The sequence below is a fragment of the Sphingomonas horti genome (assembly GCF_009753715.1).
Taxonomy (GTDB): Bacteria; Pseudomonadota; Alphaproteobacteria; order Sphingomonadales; family Sphingomonadaceae; genus Sphingomonas_B; species Sphingomonas_B horti.
Genome location: NZ_WQMS01000009.1, coordinates 118651 through 134488 on the forward strand (window position 1 = coordinate 118651; position 15838 = coordinate 134488).

9 protein-coding genes are annotated in these 15838 nt (G+C 68.0%); 8 read left to right on the forward strand and 1 reads right to left on the reverse strand.

From position 1 onward, the window contains the following. Window positions 1–62 precede the first annotated feature (62 nt). Genes GON01_RS08950 through GON01_RS08965 form a run of 4 tightly spaced genes read left to right on the forward strand, consistent with a single transcriptional unit; the run spans window position 63 to window position 6140 of the window. The gene (locus GON01_RS08950) at window positions 63–3599 is read left to right on the forward strand and encodes a hydantoinase B/oxoprolinase family protein (RefSeq protein ID WP_157027028.1); all 3537 of its coding nucleotides are present in this window, start codon (window positions 63–65) and stop codon (window positions 3597–3599) included. Beyond that, window positions 3596–4255 carry a DUF969 domain-containing protein gene (locus tag GON01_RS08955; protein ID WP_157027029.1) on the forward strand — a complete coding sequence of 220 codons (660 nt, stop codon included), beginning with the start codon at window positions 3596–3598 and terminating at the stop codon, window positions 4253–4255. Before GON01_RS08950 ends, GON01_RS08955 begins: the two co-directional genes overlap by 4 nt. Beyond that, window positions 4252–5163, forward strand: a complete 912-nt coding sequence (locus GON01_RS08960; protein ID WP_157027030.1) for a DUF979 domain-containing protein — start codon at window positions 4252–4254, stop codon at window positions 5161–5163. Before GON01_RS08955 ends, GON01_RS08960 begins: the two co-directional genes overlap by 4 nt. Next, window positions 5160–6140, forward strand: a complete 981-nt coding sequence (locus GON01_RS08965) for a DUF2891 domain-containing protein (RefSeq protein WP_157027031.1) — start codon at window positions 5160–5162, stop codon at window positions 6138–6140. Before GON01_RS08960 ends, GON01_RS08965 begins: the two co-directional genes overlap by 4 nt. On the opposite strand, the gene GON01_RS08970 is transcribed toward GON01_RS08965, so the two are convergent. Then, window positions 6137–7942, reverse strand: a complete 1806-nt coding sequence (locus tag GON01_RS08970; RefSeq protein WP_309503571.1) for a sensor domain-containing diguanylate cyclase — start codon at window positions 7940–7942, stop codon at window positions 6137–6139. The two genes, GON01_RS08965 and GON01_RS08970, sit on opposite strands and share 4 nt — an antisense overlap. Before the next feature lie 199 nt (window positions 7943–8141). On the opposite strand from GON01_RS08970, the gene GON01_RS08975 reads away from it, so the two are divergent. The 4 genes from GON01_RS08975 (at window position 8142) to GON01_RS08990 (ending at window position 15836) form a co-directional block, all read left to right on the forward strand. After that, a complete protein-coding gene (locus GON01_RS08975; protein ID WP_157027033.1) occupies window positions 8142–11150 on the forward strand; it encodes a CHAT domain-containing protein in 3009 nt (1002 codons plus the stop codon). A gap of 7 nt (window positions 11151–11157) precedes the next feature. Then, window positions 11158–13173: an adenylate/guanylate cyclase domain-containing protein gene (locus GON01_RS08980; protein WP_157027034.1), complete on the forward strand. Its 2016-nt coding sequence runs from the start codon at window positions 11158–11160 to the stop codon at window positions 13171–13173. A gap of 10 nt (window positions 13174–13183) precedes the next feature. Further along, window positions 13184–13900: a hypothetical protein gene (locus GON01_RS08985; RefSeq protein ID WP_232328744.1), complete on the forward strand. Its 717-nt coding sequence runs from the start codon at window positions 13184–13186 to the stop codon at window positions 13898–13900. Between the two features lie 253 nt (window positions 13901–14153). Next, window positions 14154–15836, forward strand: a complete 1683-nt coding sequence (locus GON01_RS08990) for a ShlB/FhaC/HecB family hemolysin secretion/activation protein (RefSeq protein ID WP_232328745.1) — start codon at window positions 14154–14156, stop codon at window positions 15834–15836. Window positions 15837–15838 lie beyond the last annotated feature (2 nt).

Consider the following 15838-nt stretch of genomic DNA (forward strand, 5'->3'; position numbering starts at 1 on the left):
GCTCAAGGCTTGGGTGACGGAGGGGGTGGACGAAGCCGAGCCAGTCCCCCAAAGCCGCGCGGATGGGCTGGAGCTTTGCGATCGACCGGGGCGGCACGTTCACCGATATCGTGGCCCGCGCTCCCGATGGCCGCCTGATCACGAAAAAGCTGCTGTCGGAAGACCCGGAACGCTACGACGACGCCGCGACCGCCGGCGTCGCGGCGCTGATGGCCGAGCATGGGCCAGGCCCGATTGACAGCGTCAAGATGGGCACGACGGTCGCCACCAACGCCCTCTTGGAGCGCAAGGGCGAAAAGCTGGCGCTGGCGATCACGCGCGGCTTCGGGGATGCGCTGAGGATCGGATACCAGGCGCGACCCGATATCTTCGCGCGCGACATCCAGATGCCGGAACCGCTGTACGACGCGGTGATCGAAGTCGCCGAGCGGGTGACCGCCGCCGGCGATGTGCTGGTGCCGCTCGACGAGGCGCAGGCGCGTGCAGACTTCGCCGCCGCCCGCGCGCGCGGCTTCAAGGCCATTGCGATCGTGCTGATGCATGGGTGGAAACACCATGCGCACGAGGCCCGGCTGGTCGGGATGGCGGCCGAAGCCGGGTTCGAGCAGATTTCGGTCAGCCATCAGGTCGGGCCGCTGATCAAGCTCGTCGGACGCGGCGATACGACGGTGGTCGACGCGTACCTGTCACCGGTGCTGCGCCGCTATGTCGAGCGGGTGCGCGCGAACCTGGATGCAGGCGCGCCGCTCCTCTTCATGCAGTCGAGCGGCGGGCTGGTCGAGGCATCGAGCTTCAGCGGCAAGGACGCGATCCTGTCGGGGCCGGCCGGCGGCATCGTCGGCATGGCGAAGACGGCGGCGGAAGCGGGCTTCGAAAAGGTTATCGGCTTCGACATGGGCGGCACCTCGACCGACGTGTCGCACCATGCCGGCACTTATGAGCGTTCGAGCGAGCGCGTGGTTGCGGGCGCTCGCGTGCGCGCGCCGATGCTGGAGATTCACACGGTCGCGGCGGGCGGCGGATCGATCTGCCGCTTCGACGGCGCGCGGCTGCGGGTCGGGCCGGAGTCCGCGGGCGCGGTACCGGGCCCCGCCTGCTATCGCCGCGGCGGGCCGCTGACCGTCACCGACTGCAATGTCCTGCTGGGCAAGATCCGGCCCGAGCATTTTCCCGCCGTGTTCGGGCCGAACGGGGGCGAGCCGATCGACGTGGCGGTGGTTCGCGAGAAATTCGCGGCAATGGGCGCGGACGCGGGGATGACCCCCGAAACGCTGGCCGAAGGGTTCCTGCGCATTGCGGTCGACAACATGGCGAACGCGATCAAGACGATCTCGATCGCCCGCGGGCACGACGTGACGCGCTACACCCTCGCCTGCTTCGGCGGCGCAGGCGGGCAGCATGCGTGCCTGGTCGCCGACGCGCTTGGCATGGAACGGGTGATGATCCATCCGCTGGCGGGCGTGCTGTCGGCGCACGGCATCGGCATCGCGGACCGATCGCTGATCAAGCAGCAGACGTTCGCGAAGCCTTTGGCAGAGGCGCTGCCGTTCGAGGCGCTGGAAGCGAGTGCACGTGCCGATTTGATCGCACAGGGCGTGACGGAGGTGACGGTCGTGCGCCGGGCGGCGCTGCGCTACGAGGGGAGCGACAGCACGCTCGAAGTGGAGACCGGAACTCCGGCCGAGATGCGCGCGGCATTCGAGACTGCGCACCGGGCCCAGTTCGGCTACGTCGCGCCGGAGACGCCGGTGATCGTCGAGACCTTGGTGATAGAGGCGATCGCGCAATCCGAAAGCCCGCTCGTCCCGAGCGTAGTCGAGGGGCGTACCCCCCAAACTTCCGATCAGCGCCCCTCGACTTCGCTCGGGACGAGCGGGGTTGTGGTTCGTGATGAGCTGAAGGCCGGCGCCACCATCCCCGGCCCCGCGATCATCACCGACGCGTCCGCAACCACCGTCGTCGAGCCCGGCTGGACCGGGCGCGTCGACCGGCACCTGAACCTGATCCTCGAACGCACCTCCCCGCGCGAATCCGCGCCTGCGATCGGCACCAGCGTCGATCCCGTGATGCTGGAGATTTTCAACAACCTGTTCATGGCGATTGCCGAGGAAATGGGTGTCGCGCTCCAGAACACGGCGACCAGCGTGAACATCAAGGAGCGGCTCGATTTCTCCTGCGCTCTGTTCGACCGGGAAGGCGCGCTGATCGCGAACGCGCCGCACATCCCGGTGCACCTGGGATCGATGGGCGACAGCATTCGCACGATCATCGAGGCGCGCGGCGATGCGCGAGACGGGCGCGGCATCCGGCGCGGCGACGTTTATGTGCTGAACGCCCCTTATCGCGGCGGCACGCACCTGCCCGACGTCACCGTCATCATGCCCGTTTTCATCGATACCGATCCGGCGCCCGCCTGGTACGTCGCCGCGCGCGGACACCATGCCGATATCGGCGGGATCGCGCCGGGATCGATGCCGCCGGACAGCAAGTCGGTCGAGGAGGAAGGTATCCTGCTCGATAACGTCCTGCTGGTGGACGGAGGGCGCTTTCTCGAAGCAGAGATGCGCGCGATCCTGGCGTCCGGCCGCTGGCCGGCGCGCAACCCGGACCGCAACATCGCCGACCTGAAGGCGCAGATCGCCGCCTGCGCGCGCGGGAGCGCGGAGCTGCAGCGCGTCGCGGGCGAGTACGGGCGCGAAGTGATCGATGCTTATATGGGCCATGTCATCGCCAATGCCGAAGAAGCGGTGCGGCAGCTGATCGGGCGCCTGTCCGACGGGAGCTTCGCGTACCAAATGGACAATGGCGCGGTGGTGGCGGTCGCCGTGTCGGTCGATCGTGAGGCACGATCGGCGGTCATCGACTTCAGCGGCACCTCCGCGCAGCTGCCCGACAATTTCAACGCGCCGAGCTCGATTGTGCGGGCGGCGGTGCTCTATGCGTTCCGCACGCTGGTCGACGACGCGATCCCGATGAACGACGGCTGCCTCCGTCCCATTCGACTGATCATACCCGAAGGATCGATGCTGGCGCCACGCTATCCGGCCGCCGTCGTCGCCGGGAATGTCGAGACCAGCCAGGTCGTGACCGATGCCATCTTCGCCGCGCTGGGCGCGCTCGCTCCCAGCCAGGGCACGATGAACAACCTGACCTGGGGCGACGACTGCTATCAATATTATGAGACGATCGCCGGCGGCGCGGGTGCTGGTCCTGGTTTCGACGGTGCGAGCGCGGTGCAGACGCACATGACCAACTCGCGCCTGACGGACCCCGAAGTGCTGGAGGAACGCCACCCGGTGCTGCTGGAGCGCTTCACAATCCGGCGCGGATCGGGCGGCGCCGGCGAGCGGCACGGCGGCGACGGCGTCGAGCGACGCATCCGCTTCCTCGCGCCGATGCAGGCGAGCATCCTGTCCAACCGCCGGCGCGTAGCGCCGCGTGGGATTTGCGGCGGGAGCGATGCTATGCCCGGCGTGAACCGCGTGGTGCGCGCGGATGGCTCGGAGGAATTGCTGAGCGCGACGGCGTCGACCGCGATGGCACCCGGGGACGCGATCGTGATCGAGACACCGGGCGGCGGCGGGTACGGGCGAGCATGAACTATCTCCCGCTGATCGGCATAGCGATCGTCGTTGTCGGGTTCCTGTTCCGGCTCAATCCGCTCGCCGTCGTCACCGCCGCAGCGCTGGCGACCGGGCTTGCGGCCGGCAAGGGCTTGGCCGAGGTGATCGCGATCCTGGGCAAGGCGTTCAACGACAGCCGCTACGTGTCGATCGTCTGGATCGCGCTGCCGGTGATCGGCCTTCTGGAACGCTATGGCCTGCAGCAGCAGGCGCGGCGGGTGATCACACGATTCCGGCGCGCGACCACCGGGCGCTTGCTGCTCGGCTATATGCTGTTCCGACAGCTCAGCGCGGCGCTGGGCCTGACCTCGATCGCCGGCCACCCGCAGACCGTGCGCCCGCTGGTCGCACCGATGGCCGAGGCGGCAGCGGAACGCGATACCGAGCTGGACGAAGTCACGCGCGAACGGGTCAAGGCAATGTCCGCCGCGACCGACAATATCGGGCTGTTCTTCGGTGAGGACATTTTCATCGCGATCGGCTCGATCCTGCTGATCGTCGGCTTTCTCGACCAGAACGGCATCCACGTCGCGCCGCTGCACCTGTCGGTCTGGGCGATCCCGACCGCGATCTGCGCCTTCCTCATCCACGGCGCGCGGCTGCTGTGGCTGGACCGGACGCTGAAGAAATGATCGGCCTGCCCGCGCTCTACACGTTCACGGGGCTGATCTTCGTGGCCTATGCGGCGCTGAGCGTCGCGCGCAAGCGGTTCGGCAATGCCGCCTTCTGGGGACTGCTAGCGGCGAGCTTCCTGGCCGGGGACCGGTTCGGCAACTTCGGCAACGGCCTTCTCGTCCTGGCGCTGGTCGCGCTGGCAGGAACCGGCGCGCTCCGCAAGCCGGACGTCGGCGATCAGGCAGAGGACGGGTCGCGCCGTGGAAATGCGCTGTTCCTGCCTGCGCTGATCATCCCGGTGACGGCGCTGGCGGGCACGTTCCTGCTGCCGAACTCCGGCCTGATCGATCCCAAGCAGATCACACTGATCTCGCTCGGGCTGGGGGTGATCCTTGCATTGATCGCCCTCTACGCCTGGCTGCGGCCGCCCGCGCTGGCCGCGCTGGAGGAAGGACGTCGGCTGATTGATGCGGTCGGCTGGGCGGCATTGCTGCCGCAGATGCTGGCAAGCCTGGGCGCGGTGTTCGCGGTCGCAGGCGTCGGCGACCTTGTCGGCGGGATCGCGGGCCAGGTGATCCCCCACGGCAGCCTGTTCGCGGCGGTTCTCGCCTATGCGATCGGCATGGCGCTGTTCACGATGATCATGGGCAATGCCTTTGCCGCCTTTCCGGTGATGACGGCTGCGATCGGCCTGCCGCTGCTGGTCCACGGTTTTGGCGGCAATCCAGCGATCGTCTGCGCGATCGGCATGCTCGCGGGCTTCTGCGGGACGCTGATGACGCCGATGGCGGCCAACTTCAACATCGTCCCCGCCGCACTGCTGGAGCTCAAAGACCGCAACGCGGTGGTGAAGGCGCAGGTCGGCACTGCCCTCCCTCTCCTCGCCTGCAACATCATCCTGATCTATTGGCTCGCTTTCCCATGACCCACACCCTCACTCCCGAAACTGCCGCGCGCTTTGCCGAGATCGCGCTGGGCCACGTCACCCGCGAATATCCGCACAAGCTGGACCATGTGATGGACGGTCCGGAGGACGTGCAGTCGCCCGCGCGGCTGCATCCGATCTTCCACGGCAGTTTCGACTGGCATTCGTGCGTGCACGGCTATTGGCTGCTGCTGCGCGTGCGGCGGCTGTTTCCCGACCTGCCGGTGGTCAAGCGGATCGAGGCGCTGGCGGACGAGATGCTGACGCCGGCCAAGGTAGCGGGCGAGCTCGCCTATCTCGACCGTGCCTATTCGGGCGGTTTCGAGCGGCCCTATGGCTGGGCCTGGCTGATCGCGCTGCAGGTCGAGGCCGCGCGGCACGCGGACCGCGACTGGGGCGAGGCGTTGCACCCGCTGGCCGAAGCCTTTGCCGGCCGCTTCAAGAGCTATCTGCCCCGCCTCACCTACCCGATCCGGGTAGGCACGCACTTCAACTCGGCCTTCGCGCTGACGCTTGCGCTCGAATGGCCGGACCAAGACCTGCGCCGGCTGATCGCGGACAAGGCGCGCGGCTGGTTCGGGCAGGATCGCGACTGCCAGGCGTGGGAGCCGGGCGGCGACGAGTTCCTGTCGTCGGCGCTCAGCGAGGCGCTGTTGATGCGCCGCGTGCTGGGTGCCGACTTCGCCGGCTGGTTCGCGGGCTTCCTGCCGCGCTTGGCGCAGGATGAGCCGCGGAGCCTGCTCGAACCGGTGTTCGTGTCGGATCGCAGCGACGGCAAGATCGCGCATCTGGATGGCTGCAATCTGAGCCGCGCCTGGTGCTGGCGACAGATTGCGCCGGCGCTGCCGGGGGAGCTTGCCGCGATCGCGCGCGACGCGGCGGACCGTCACCTCACCGCCAGCCTGCCGCACGTCGCGGGCGACTATATGGGCGAACACTGGCTCGCCACCTTCGCGATGCTCGCGCTGGAAGGCTAAGCCGCCATCCTCAGGCAGTTGCGGCCCTCGAATTTGGCGCGGTAGAGCGCGGCGTCGGCGTCGCGGAGCAGCGTGGCAGACGTGCTCGCCGGGCCGGCGGCTGTCACGCCGACGCTCACCGTCACCGTCAGGCCGGGCGGATGCAGCGCCTCAGCACAGGCTTTCCGCAGCCGTTCGCCGACCGCGGCGGCCTGGGCGAGCGACGAGCCCGGCATCAGCACCGCGAATTCCTCGCCGCCAAGCCGACCGACCATGTCGCCATCACGCACGCAACCTTCGGCAATCGTCGCGATCCGCCGCAACACGTCATCCCCGGCCGCATGACCATGCCGGTCGTTGACGCGCTTGAAATGATCCACGTCGAACAAGGCGATGGCGAGCGGCTCGCCCCGCGCCAGCGACTGATCGAGCATCGCCAGGAACGCCCGGCGAGACGCAACGCCGGTCAACTCGTCGGTCGCCGCGAGCAGAAGGGCGGCTTGCGCTTCCTGTTCGGCGCGGCGCCGCCCATCCTCAGCGAGCGCCGCCAGCGCGAGCCGGTCGGAAATATCGACGATGATCCCGGCCGACCCGGTGATCTCGCCATTCCGGTCGTTGAGGCGGCTGACCTGAACCTCGCCCCAGCGATGATCGCCGGACGCGTGCATGAACCGGAATTGGTGCCGCATCGTCACGAACAAGCCGTCGTTCAGTCCGCGCAGCCGCTCGAGAAACGGCCCGCGATCCTCATCGACCATGCGGGTGAGGAATGAGGTGCCGAGTTCCTCGGCGACGGGATAGCCTGTGAGCGTCTCCCACGCAGGATTTAGATAGGTCCAGCGGCCTTCGGCGTCGCATTGGAAGATGACGTCGCTGACCGCATCGACCACGGTCCGGAATTGCCGCTCGCGCTCCGCGAGCCGGCGCGAGAAACGGTCGCGTTCGGCTAGCATCGCCGCCATCGGCAGCGACGTCAGGAAGGTGACCGCGAAGAATATCTGCAGAAGCGTGACCTTGGCGCTGGCCGAGCCGTGCATCATCGCCATCGGACCGGTGTTCCACGCCAGCCCCAAGCCACCGATCGCCACCACGATCAGCGTGGCGAGGATAGCGCCGAGACCCCGCATCCTAACGGTCGCGAACAGGATGGCCGGCGCGATCAGGAACAGCAGCGGACGTGAGAATTGGAGGAAGACGATGGCGCTCACCAGAGCGACCAGCATCAGTGATGCCGTGCCTTCGATTGCCCGTCGCCGACCGGAGCGCACGCCCGAACGAAGTGCGTCCAGCCCGATCAACAGCAGCGGAACGCCGATGACAAGCCCGAGCAGGTCTGGCGCAAACCAGGACAGCCAGGACGGCCCGAACGCCTGGCCGGTCGCGGCGAGAGCCAGCGCCGCAATGGTCGCGGAGAGCGTGACTGCGCTGACAGCGGCGCCCAGGAACGCAAGCAGGTCATCCACCGCCTCCAGGTTGACGCGCTGCGAGCAACGGCGCCTGACAAGCCAGGCGAGCGCCGCGCTTTCGGCAATGTTGGCCGCCGCGAAGAAAGGCGATTGCGGCGTCGGCCGGCCCATTGCCATGCTGGTTCCCATGCAGACCAGGAAAACCACGGCACATGGCAGCGGCCAAGCGCGCTGGGGCCGCTTCAGCAGGTAAGCGACCAGAACGGCATTGCAGGGCCAGATCGCCGCGACGCCGTTGGACCAACTGGCGGTCGCCAGCGCGAGCCACATCAGGACCGCATAGGCCAGGCCTACTAGGGCAGCCTCTACCGGGTCCGTTCTGAATTTCGCTGAGAATCTCGCCTGCACGCACCGCACCCTAAACGGACATGCTTACCGCGGTGTTAAATGTGCGCCGTATGCGCAACAGCATTTGCCTTGCGCAACGCGGCGCCCAGCGCCATTGATTATCCAAAAGAACCTCGGGCGCAGGCAGGTTGACCGGCCCCTCGCGATCGCGGGGTGCGCCGGCTTGTGGGGGAACAGGATTGTGCGCGCGTTGACGTTATTCGCTGCGATGGCCGCCATCGTGAGTTCGAGCGCGACGGCGGCGGCAGACCGGCCGAGCCTTCGCGACAGCTTTCCGCTCGGGTCGGACAGCGAAAGCCTGTGCCAGGTTGAATCGAAAGGCCGCGGGCCGGCGATTGCCGGAATCTTCGACCGCGCATGGGTGATCGTCTGCCGCGACGCCGCGCGCCCGATCGGGCATCTTTACGGTTTGCGCGGCAGCGACGAGGCCATTGCCCGGCGCCTTGCCCCCATCCGCGCCGCGGAAGCACGTTGCGACCAGGCTCCGGCCGAAGCGACGGTGGAGGATCTCGGCAGCGTCGCCCGCAGCGAATGCCGGCTCAATGACGCCGACGTCGGCTATCGCGTCTATCGCATCCGTCGCGGCGACACCGTGTGGGTCGCCGAAGGACTGGCGGGCTATGACGACGCACTGACGCTTGGCCTCCGCACCGTGATTGCCGACCGGATCGTTCCAGGCAAGATCGAGGTGGCGACCACCGGCAGCACCGACCCGATCGCGTTCGCGCGCGTGCAGGCCGGATCGCTCGACCCCGACCGTGCCCTCGCCGAGGGCTATCGCCGCAACAATGCCGGCGCCTATGCCGAGGCGGCGGAATTCTTCGGCACGCTGCAGCAGCGCGCGGACACCGGCGAGGACAGGACCGGCGAATATCTGATCAACGAAGCCTTGCAGAAATCCAATCTGGGCCAGTTCGCCGAAGCGGACCGGCTGTTCGCGGAAGCGGACCGCATCCCGACGACGGACAGGGTCCAGACCAGGCTGCGGCGCAATTTTGTGGCGCTCCACCTGATCAACCAGCGCAAGCTGGACGAAGCCTTGAAAGAGCTCGACCGGCCGGTCGTGCCGCTCAGCCAGCCGATGCTGGTGATTGGTGGCGCCGTCGAGATCGGCAACGACGTGGCGGCCGAGATCAACTCGGGAACCGCGAGCGAGCGGCTCGGCACCACCGAGGCCGGGCAGCTGACGCCGGAGGAGCGCGCGATCATCCTGGATGCGCAGGCGCTGCAGCTGCGCGGCACCGTCTATCGCCTGCAGGGCCGCAACGCGAACGCGTTGAAGGCGCTCGAAGAGTCGCTTCGCCAAGCCGAATCGGTTCGGCAGGGCCGGGTGATATCGATCATCCGGCTGCGCTCGCAGATCCTCGCCGAAACCGGCGCCGCACTGGAAGCGAGCGGCAATCCCGCCGGCGCTGAAGCCCGGTTCCGCGAGTCGATCGACCTGCTCGACCGGCGCTATCCGGACACCAACGTCGCGGCGGCGGCGCGGAGCCGGCTGGCGGCGTTCCTGATCCGCCAGGGCCGGGCCGACGATGCCTTGGCGCTTTACAAAAGCGTCGTCGCCGATGTGATCCGCCGCGGCAACTCGACCACCGGCCTCAGCAATCTGCTGGCCCCCTATTTCGAGACGCTGGTCCAGCGCGCGCCGACCAATCCGGCCCTGGTCGACGACTTTTTCCTGGCAACGCAGACGCTGGTCCGCCCGGGCGTAGCGGACACTCAGACGCAGCTCGCCCGCCAGCTGAGCCAGGGATCCGGCGAGGCGGCGAGCCTGTTCCGCCAGGCGACGGTGCTGCAGCGCGAAGTCGAGCGCAGCCGGATCGCCCTGACGGGACTCCGCGGCGCCGATCAGCCCGATGATGCTGCGATCGCGGCCGCCGCCGCCGAACTCGACAAGCTGGAACGCGAACAGGCTGCGATGCAGGCCAGGCTTTCCGCCTTCCCGCAATACCGGGCGCTGTCGACCGATACCTTGTCGATCGCCGACCTGCGCGCGGCGCTGAAGCCGGACGAAGTCTATCTGAAGCTCGCGGTGGTGGGGCAGACGGTCTATGGCACCTACGTCACGCCCGCCGACGCCGCGATCTACAGGCTGCCGATCACGGCGGACCAGCTGGACGAGCAGGTCGATGCGCTTCGTGCAACGATCTCGACAGTGGAGGACGGGCAGGTCTTCACCTATCCGTTCAACCTGCCGCTCGCACGCAAGCTGTATGTGGAGCTGACCGGGCCGGTTGCCGACCGGGCTGCCCGAGCCAAGGCGATCATCTTCGAGCCGGACGGCGCAATGCTGCGGCTGCCGCTGGCGCTGCTGCCCGCCGATCAAGCCAGCGTCGACCGCTATGTCGCCCGCGCGTCAAAGCCGGGCGCGGACAAATTCGACTTTACGGGCGTCCAGTGGCTCGGCCGCACGGCGCGGATCAGCACCGCCGTCTCGGCCAAGGGGTTCCGCGACGCACGCAGGGCGGCGCCGTCGGCGGCGCAGCGGCCCTATCTCGGCTTCGGCGACAATGCGCCGGCCTTTACCCGCATCTCGCTCGCACGCGGGCCCAATGCCGCCGATCCCTGCCAATGGCCGCTCAGCGAATGGAACAAGCCGATTTCTCCGCAGGAGCTGAGGACGGCGGCGGCGGCACTCGGCCAAGGGTCCGACATTGTCACTGGGTCCGCGTTCACCGACGAAGCGGTGATGGCCCGCCCGGACCTGGCCAATTACCGCATCCTGCATTTCGCGACCCATGGCTTTGTCACCGCACCGCAGCCGCAATGCCCGGCGCGTCCTGCACTGCTCACCAGCTTCGGCGACGCGCAATCGGACGGGCTGCTCTCGTTCAAGGAAATCTACGACCTGCACATGGACGCGGACCTGGTGCTGCTGTCGGCGTGTGACACCGCCGGGCGCGCGACCGTCGCCGCGACCCGCGAGGCCGGGGTGACGACCGGCGGCGGCAGCGCGCTCGACGGGCTGGTGCGCGCCTTCATCGGCGGTGGCGCCCGATCGGTGCTCGCCAGCCACTGGCCGGCGCCTGACGAGTTTCAGGCCACCGAACGGCTGATCGGCGGGCTGTTCCAGGCCGCGCCGGGCACGTCGATCGGCGACGCGCTGCAGGCCGGCAAGGTCAAGCTGATGGACGATGCGCGCACTTCCCACCCCTTTTACTGGGCAGGGTTCGTGCTGGTCGGCGACGGGGCCCAGCCGCTGATCCGGGCGAAGTGACCAGCCCTTGAGCGACGTCGAACCAGCCGCCGCCAGAGCGGCCCAGCCCCTTTCAAAGCGCACGGCCCGGATCATCGGCCAAGTCGGCGCGCCGCGGCTGATCGCGACCGTCCTGATCCTGCTCGTCGCGGTGCTGATCGCGCGATTCAGCTGGCAGGTGCCGCTGATTTCCGACGCGGAGCGAGCGCTTTACGACGTGCGGCTGATGCTGACCACACCGCGCGTGGAGCAGGATTCGCGGATCCTTCTCGTCACCTATACCGACGACACGCTGATCAACACGCAGGTCCGATCCCCGCTCGACCGCAGGATCCTGGCCGACGCACTCAGGAATCTCGATGCGATGGGCGCCAAGGCGATCGCGATCGACGTCATCGTCGACCAGCCGACGCCCAATGACGACCATCTGGTCGACGCGTTCCGGGCGATGAAGACGCCCACCTATCTGGCCTTCACCAGCGCCGCCACCAACGGCCGCTTCATCGAGCAGCGGCAGGAGGATTTCCTGCGGGCCTTTCAGGACAAGATCCGCACCACCTCCGTCCACCCGACCAGCATCGAGATCGAGACCGACAATGACGGCGTGGTGCGCAATTGGCCGAAGCAACCGAAGACCTTACCACCGCTGCTCGCCCGCGCCGTGACGGGTGCGCATGACAGTTTCGACGACTATCATCGCGGCGTCCGCTTCCGCCTGCCCGCCTTCCAAGACCGGCCGGTATTCGCGAAGTTGCCGATCGACCTGCTCGCCAATCCGGAGACGGCCCCGCTGATGGCGGAGCAGGTGAAGGGCCGGTACGTGCTGATCGGCGGCGATCTGCTCGACCTCGACCTGTTCGAGACACCGATGAAAAAGATTACCGGGGAGCGGACGATCGGGCTGGAAGTGCACGCCGCGATGCTCGCCCAGCTGCTCGACGGCGTCCAGTATGGCGGCATCCCGCCCGGTTCGACCTGGGCGGTGGCGCTGCTCGTCATCGTCGCCGGCACGCTGACGGCGCTGCTCGACGCGCGGCCGTGGAAGATGGCGGTGCTGATGGTCGGGCAGGCCGTGTTCTTCGTCCTGCTGCCCTTCTACCTGCAGTGGCAAGGCACCGACACGCAGTATCTGCCGGCGTTCGGCTGGGGCATAGGCTGGCTGCTCGCCTATTCCTCGGTTAGCGCGGCGGCGCGGGCGGTAGGCTCGCAGCAGCGCCGCTTCGCCCAGTCGGCGCTCGGCAAGTACCTGCCGCGCGACATCGCGAGCGAAATCCTGCGCGATCCCGACCGCCTCGCACTGCACGGCGAGAAGCGCGAAATCTTCGTCGTCTTCACCGACCTCGAAGGCTTCACCAAGCTCAGCCACGCGATCCCGCCGGAAACGGTGGCGTTCCTGCTCAACAAATATCTTGATACGCTGAGCGAGACGGTGCTGCGCTATGGCGGCACGATCGACAAATTCGTCGGCGACGCCGTCGTCGCTTTCTGGGGCGCCCCCATTTCCCGCCCCGACGATGGCGAACGCGCCGCCCGCGCCGCCTGGGCGATGTACGAAGCGGGCGAGGCCTTCCGCAAGGACGTGCCCGAAGGCGTGCCGGCGATCGGCCGCACCCGCGTCGGCCTGCATTGGGGCGAAGCTATCGTCGGCAATTTCGGCGGCGAAGGGCGTATCCAATACACGGCGCTGGGCGACAGCATGAACACCGCCGCCAGGCTCGAATCCGCCAACAAGCCGCTCAATACGAAGGTGCTGGCCAGCAGGGCCGCAGTCGAGCGTTCCGGCCTCGACTGGTGGCGGCCGCTGGGCCGTATCACCTTGCGCGGCCGGTCGACCCCGGTCGAGATTTTCGAGCCTGTGCCGGAAGCCACAGCCGAGGAGCGATCGTATCTGGCACAGCTTCTCGAGCGAATCGATCAGGGCGACGAGGCGGCCTTCGACGAACTCGAGTCCCTGGCGGTAACCAATGTTCGCGATGCAGCGCTCGCGAACTTGGTGTATCGTCTGCAGCATATCGAACCGGGAGGCAGTTATGATCTGGGCTAGCAACAAGAGGATGGCGCGAGCACTCGCCGCCGCCGCGCTCGGCGCGGCCCTGGGCGGAACCGCGATAGCCGGGCCCGTCGTGGTCCGCGCGGTCGGACCCTCGGCAAAAGCCTATCCGGCCGGCAAGCAGCTGGCCGATTCCGCGCAATTGGTACTGAAGCCGGGCGACACGCTGGTGCTGCTCGACGCCAGGGGAACGCGCACGATCAGCGGCCCCGGCACCTTCGCCGCAGTCTCGACCGGCACCCGTGCGGGCGCGACGCAGACGGCATCGCAGATCCTGCGCACCAACAGCACCTCCGAACGACGCGGGGGAGCGGTGCGGGGCGGCCTGCCGACGATGGACACGCGCAGCCCCAACCTGTGGTTCCTCGACCTGAGCAAGAGCGGCACCATGTGCGTCGCCGATCCGCAGGCGGTCCGCGTCTGGCGCATGTCCGGTGACAAGGCCGCGGATGTGAAGGTCAGCGGCGCGGGCAGCACCGGCACGATCACCCTGCCCGTCGGCGCGACCGTCGGCGAATGGCCGAAATCGGTGCCGGTCACCGATGGTGCTGAATACACGATCACGACTGAGGGCCTGGCACCGGCCAAGATCAAGGTCGTGACCGTGCCCGCGCAGGCGAGCATCGAGGATACCGCGTCGCAGCTGATCGCGAAGGGATGCAACACGCAGCTCGACCTGCTGATCGCAACCACGTCGGCGGCCAACAGCTCCGGCGACTGACGAAACTGTCCTTTTCTGCGACGGCGTGGAAGGGGCAAATGGTTGAAGCAAAAGGGCACGGATGCTAGCCCGCAGCCTGACAGAGGCCATGGCGAATCGCGCCAGGCATGCGGCATTCCGGGGGTCGCGAACGCCGCGCCCGCAGCAGAGCGTAATCAGCGCCTGATCGGGCACGTGCAGGTGGGGGAACGCGATGCGTCGGGTGCGCAGTCTTGTAATGGCGTTGAGTCTGTCGGCTGCCTGGTTTCCGGCTATGGCGCAGACAATCCCGCCCACGGGCACGACACGCGAGGAAATCGAGCGGGCACGCCCTGGACCGGCCCCGCGTGCGGCGACGCCGGGCCTGACTGTCGAAAGCGATTTCGAGCGGGCCCCCTGCCCGCTCGCCGATCCCAAGTACAAGGACATCACGTTCGAGCTGCGCGAGGTCCAGTTCGGCGGTCTGCGCTCGATCTCGCCTGAGCTGCTGCGCCCCGCCTATGCGGATATGGTCGGCAAGACCGTCTCGGTCGCCGAAATCTGCGCGATCCGTGACCGGGCGGCGACCATCCTGCGCCGCGAGGGCTATCTCGCCGCCGTGCAAGTCCCGCCGCAGCGGATCGAGAACGGCATCATCCGCTTCGACGCGCTGATCGCGAAGCTGGTCGGCGTGCAGGTGCGTGGCGAAGTCGGCCGGTCCGAGGAATTGATCGCCGGCTATCTGCGGCACGTCCAGAACCAGGACGTGTTCAACATCCGCCAGGCCGAGCGTTACCTGCTGCTCGCCCGCGACATACCGGGCCTCGACGTGCGCCTGATCCTGCGCCCGGCCAACGCCGCTCCGGGCGAAGTGATCGGCGAAGTCACGGTCACGCACGTGCCGATCGAGGCCGACGCTTTCGTGCAGAATCTGGGCTCGCGCTCTGCGGGACGCTGGGGCGGGCTCGCCCGCATCCAGCTGAACGGGCTCACCGGGCTTGGCGACCGGACGACCCTCAGCTTCTTCACCACCGCCGATTTCGACGAGCAGCAGGTGGTCGAGGCCGGCCACAGCTTCAAGATCGGCGGCGAGGGCCTGACCTTCTCGGGCGATTTCACCTATGCCTGGACGCATCCGGGCCTCACCCCGCCGCTGGACATCGACGCGCACACCCTCTCCGCGTTCGCCGAAATCAGCTACCCGCTCGTTCGCGCCCAGACGCAGAACCTGTTCGGAAGCTTTGGGTTGAACGTCGTCAACCAGAATGTCGACTTCAACGACCAGGCGCTCAACCGCGACCATATCCGCGTGCTCTACGCGCGGCTCGACTATGACAGCGTCGACCCGCGGTCCGTCTCCAGCATCAACGGCTTCTCGCTGGGGCAGCCGCACTGGCGCGTCGCGGGCGGGATCGAGCTGCGGCAGGGAATCGACCTGAACGCGAGCGAGCGTTGCCAGCCGCGCCAGCTTTGCCTCCTCAGCCGCTCGGCGGCCGACCCGACGGCGTTCGTCGCGCGCGCGACCGGGCTGGTCGAGTATCGGCCGCGGCCGAACCTGACCTTCAGCGTCGCGCCGCGCGCGCAATATGCACCGCACAGCCTCGTCTCCTACGAACAATTCTCGGTCGGAAACTTCACCGCGGGGCGCGGCTATGATCCCGGCGCGCTCACCGGCGACAGCGGCCTCGGCTTCCAGAGCGAAGTTCGGGTCGGATCGCTGCTGCCGCGCACGATCGACGGCTTCGCGTTCCAGCCCTACGCCTTCGCCGATCTCGGCATTGTCTGGAACCGTGTATCCCTGGTCGACGGCCCGCAGCGACTCTGGTCCGTCGGCGGCGGCGTCCGCGCGGCCTGGGGCCAGCGCGCCCGCCTCGACGTCGCACTCGCCGCGCCGCTCAACCGCACGCCGCTCCAGAAGGAGCGCGACGTTCGCCTGCTTGTCACCCTGTCCACCAAGCTCCTGCCCTGGAGGCGATGAGC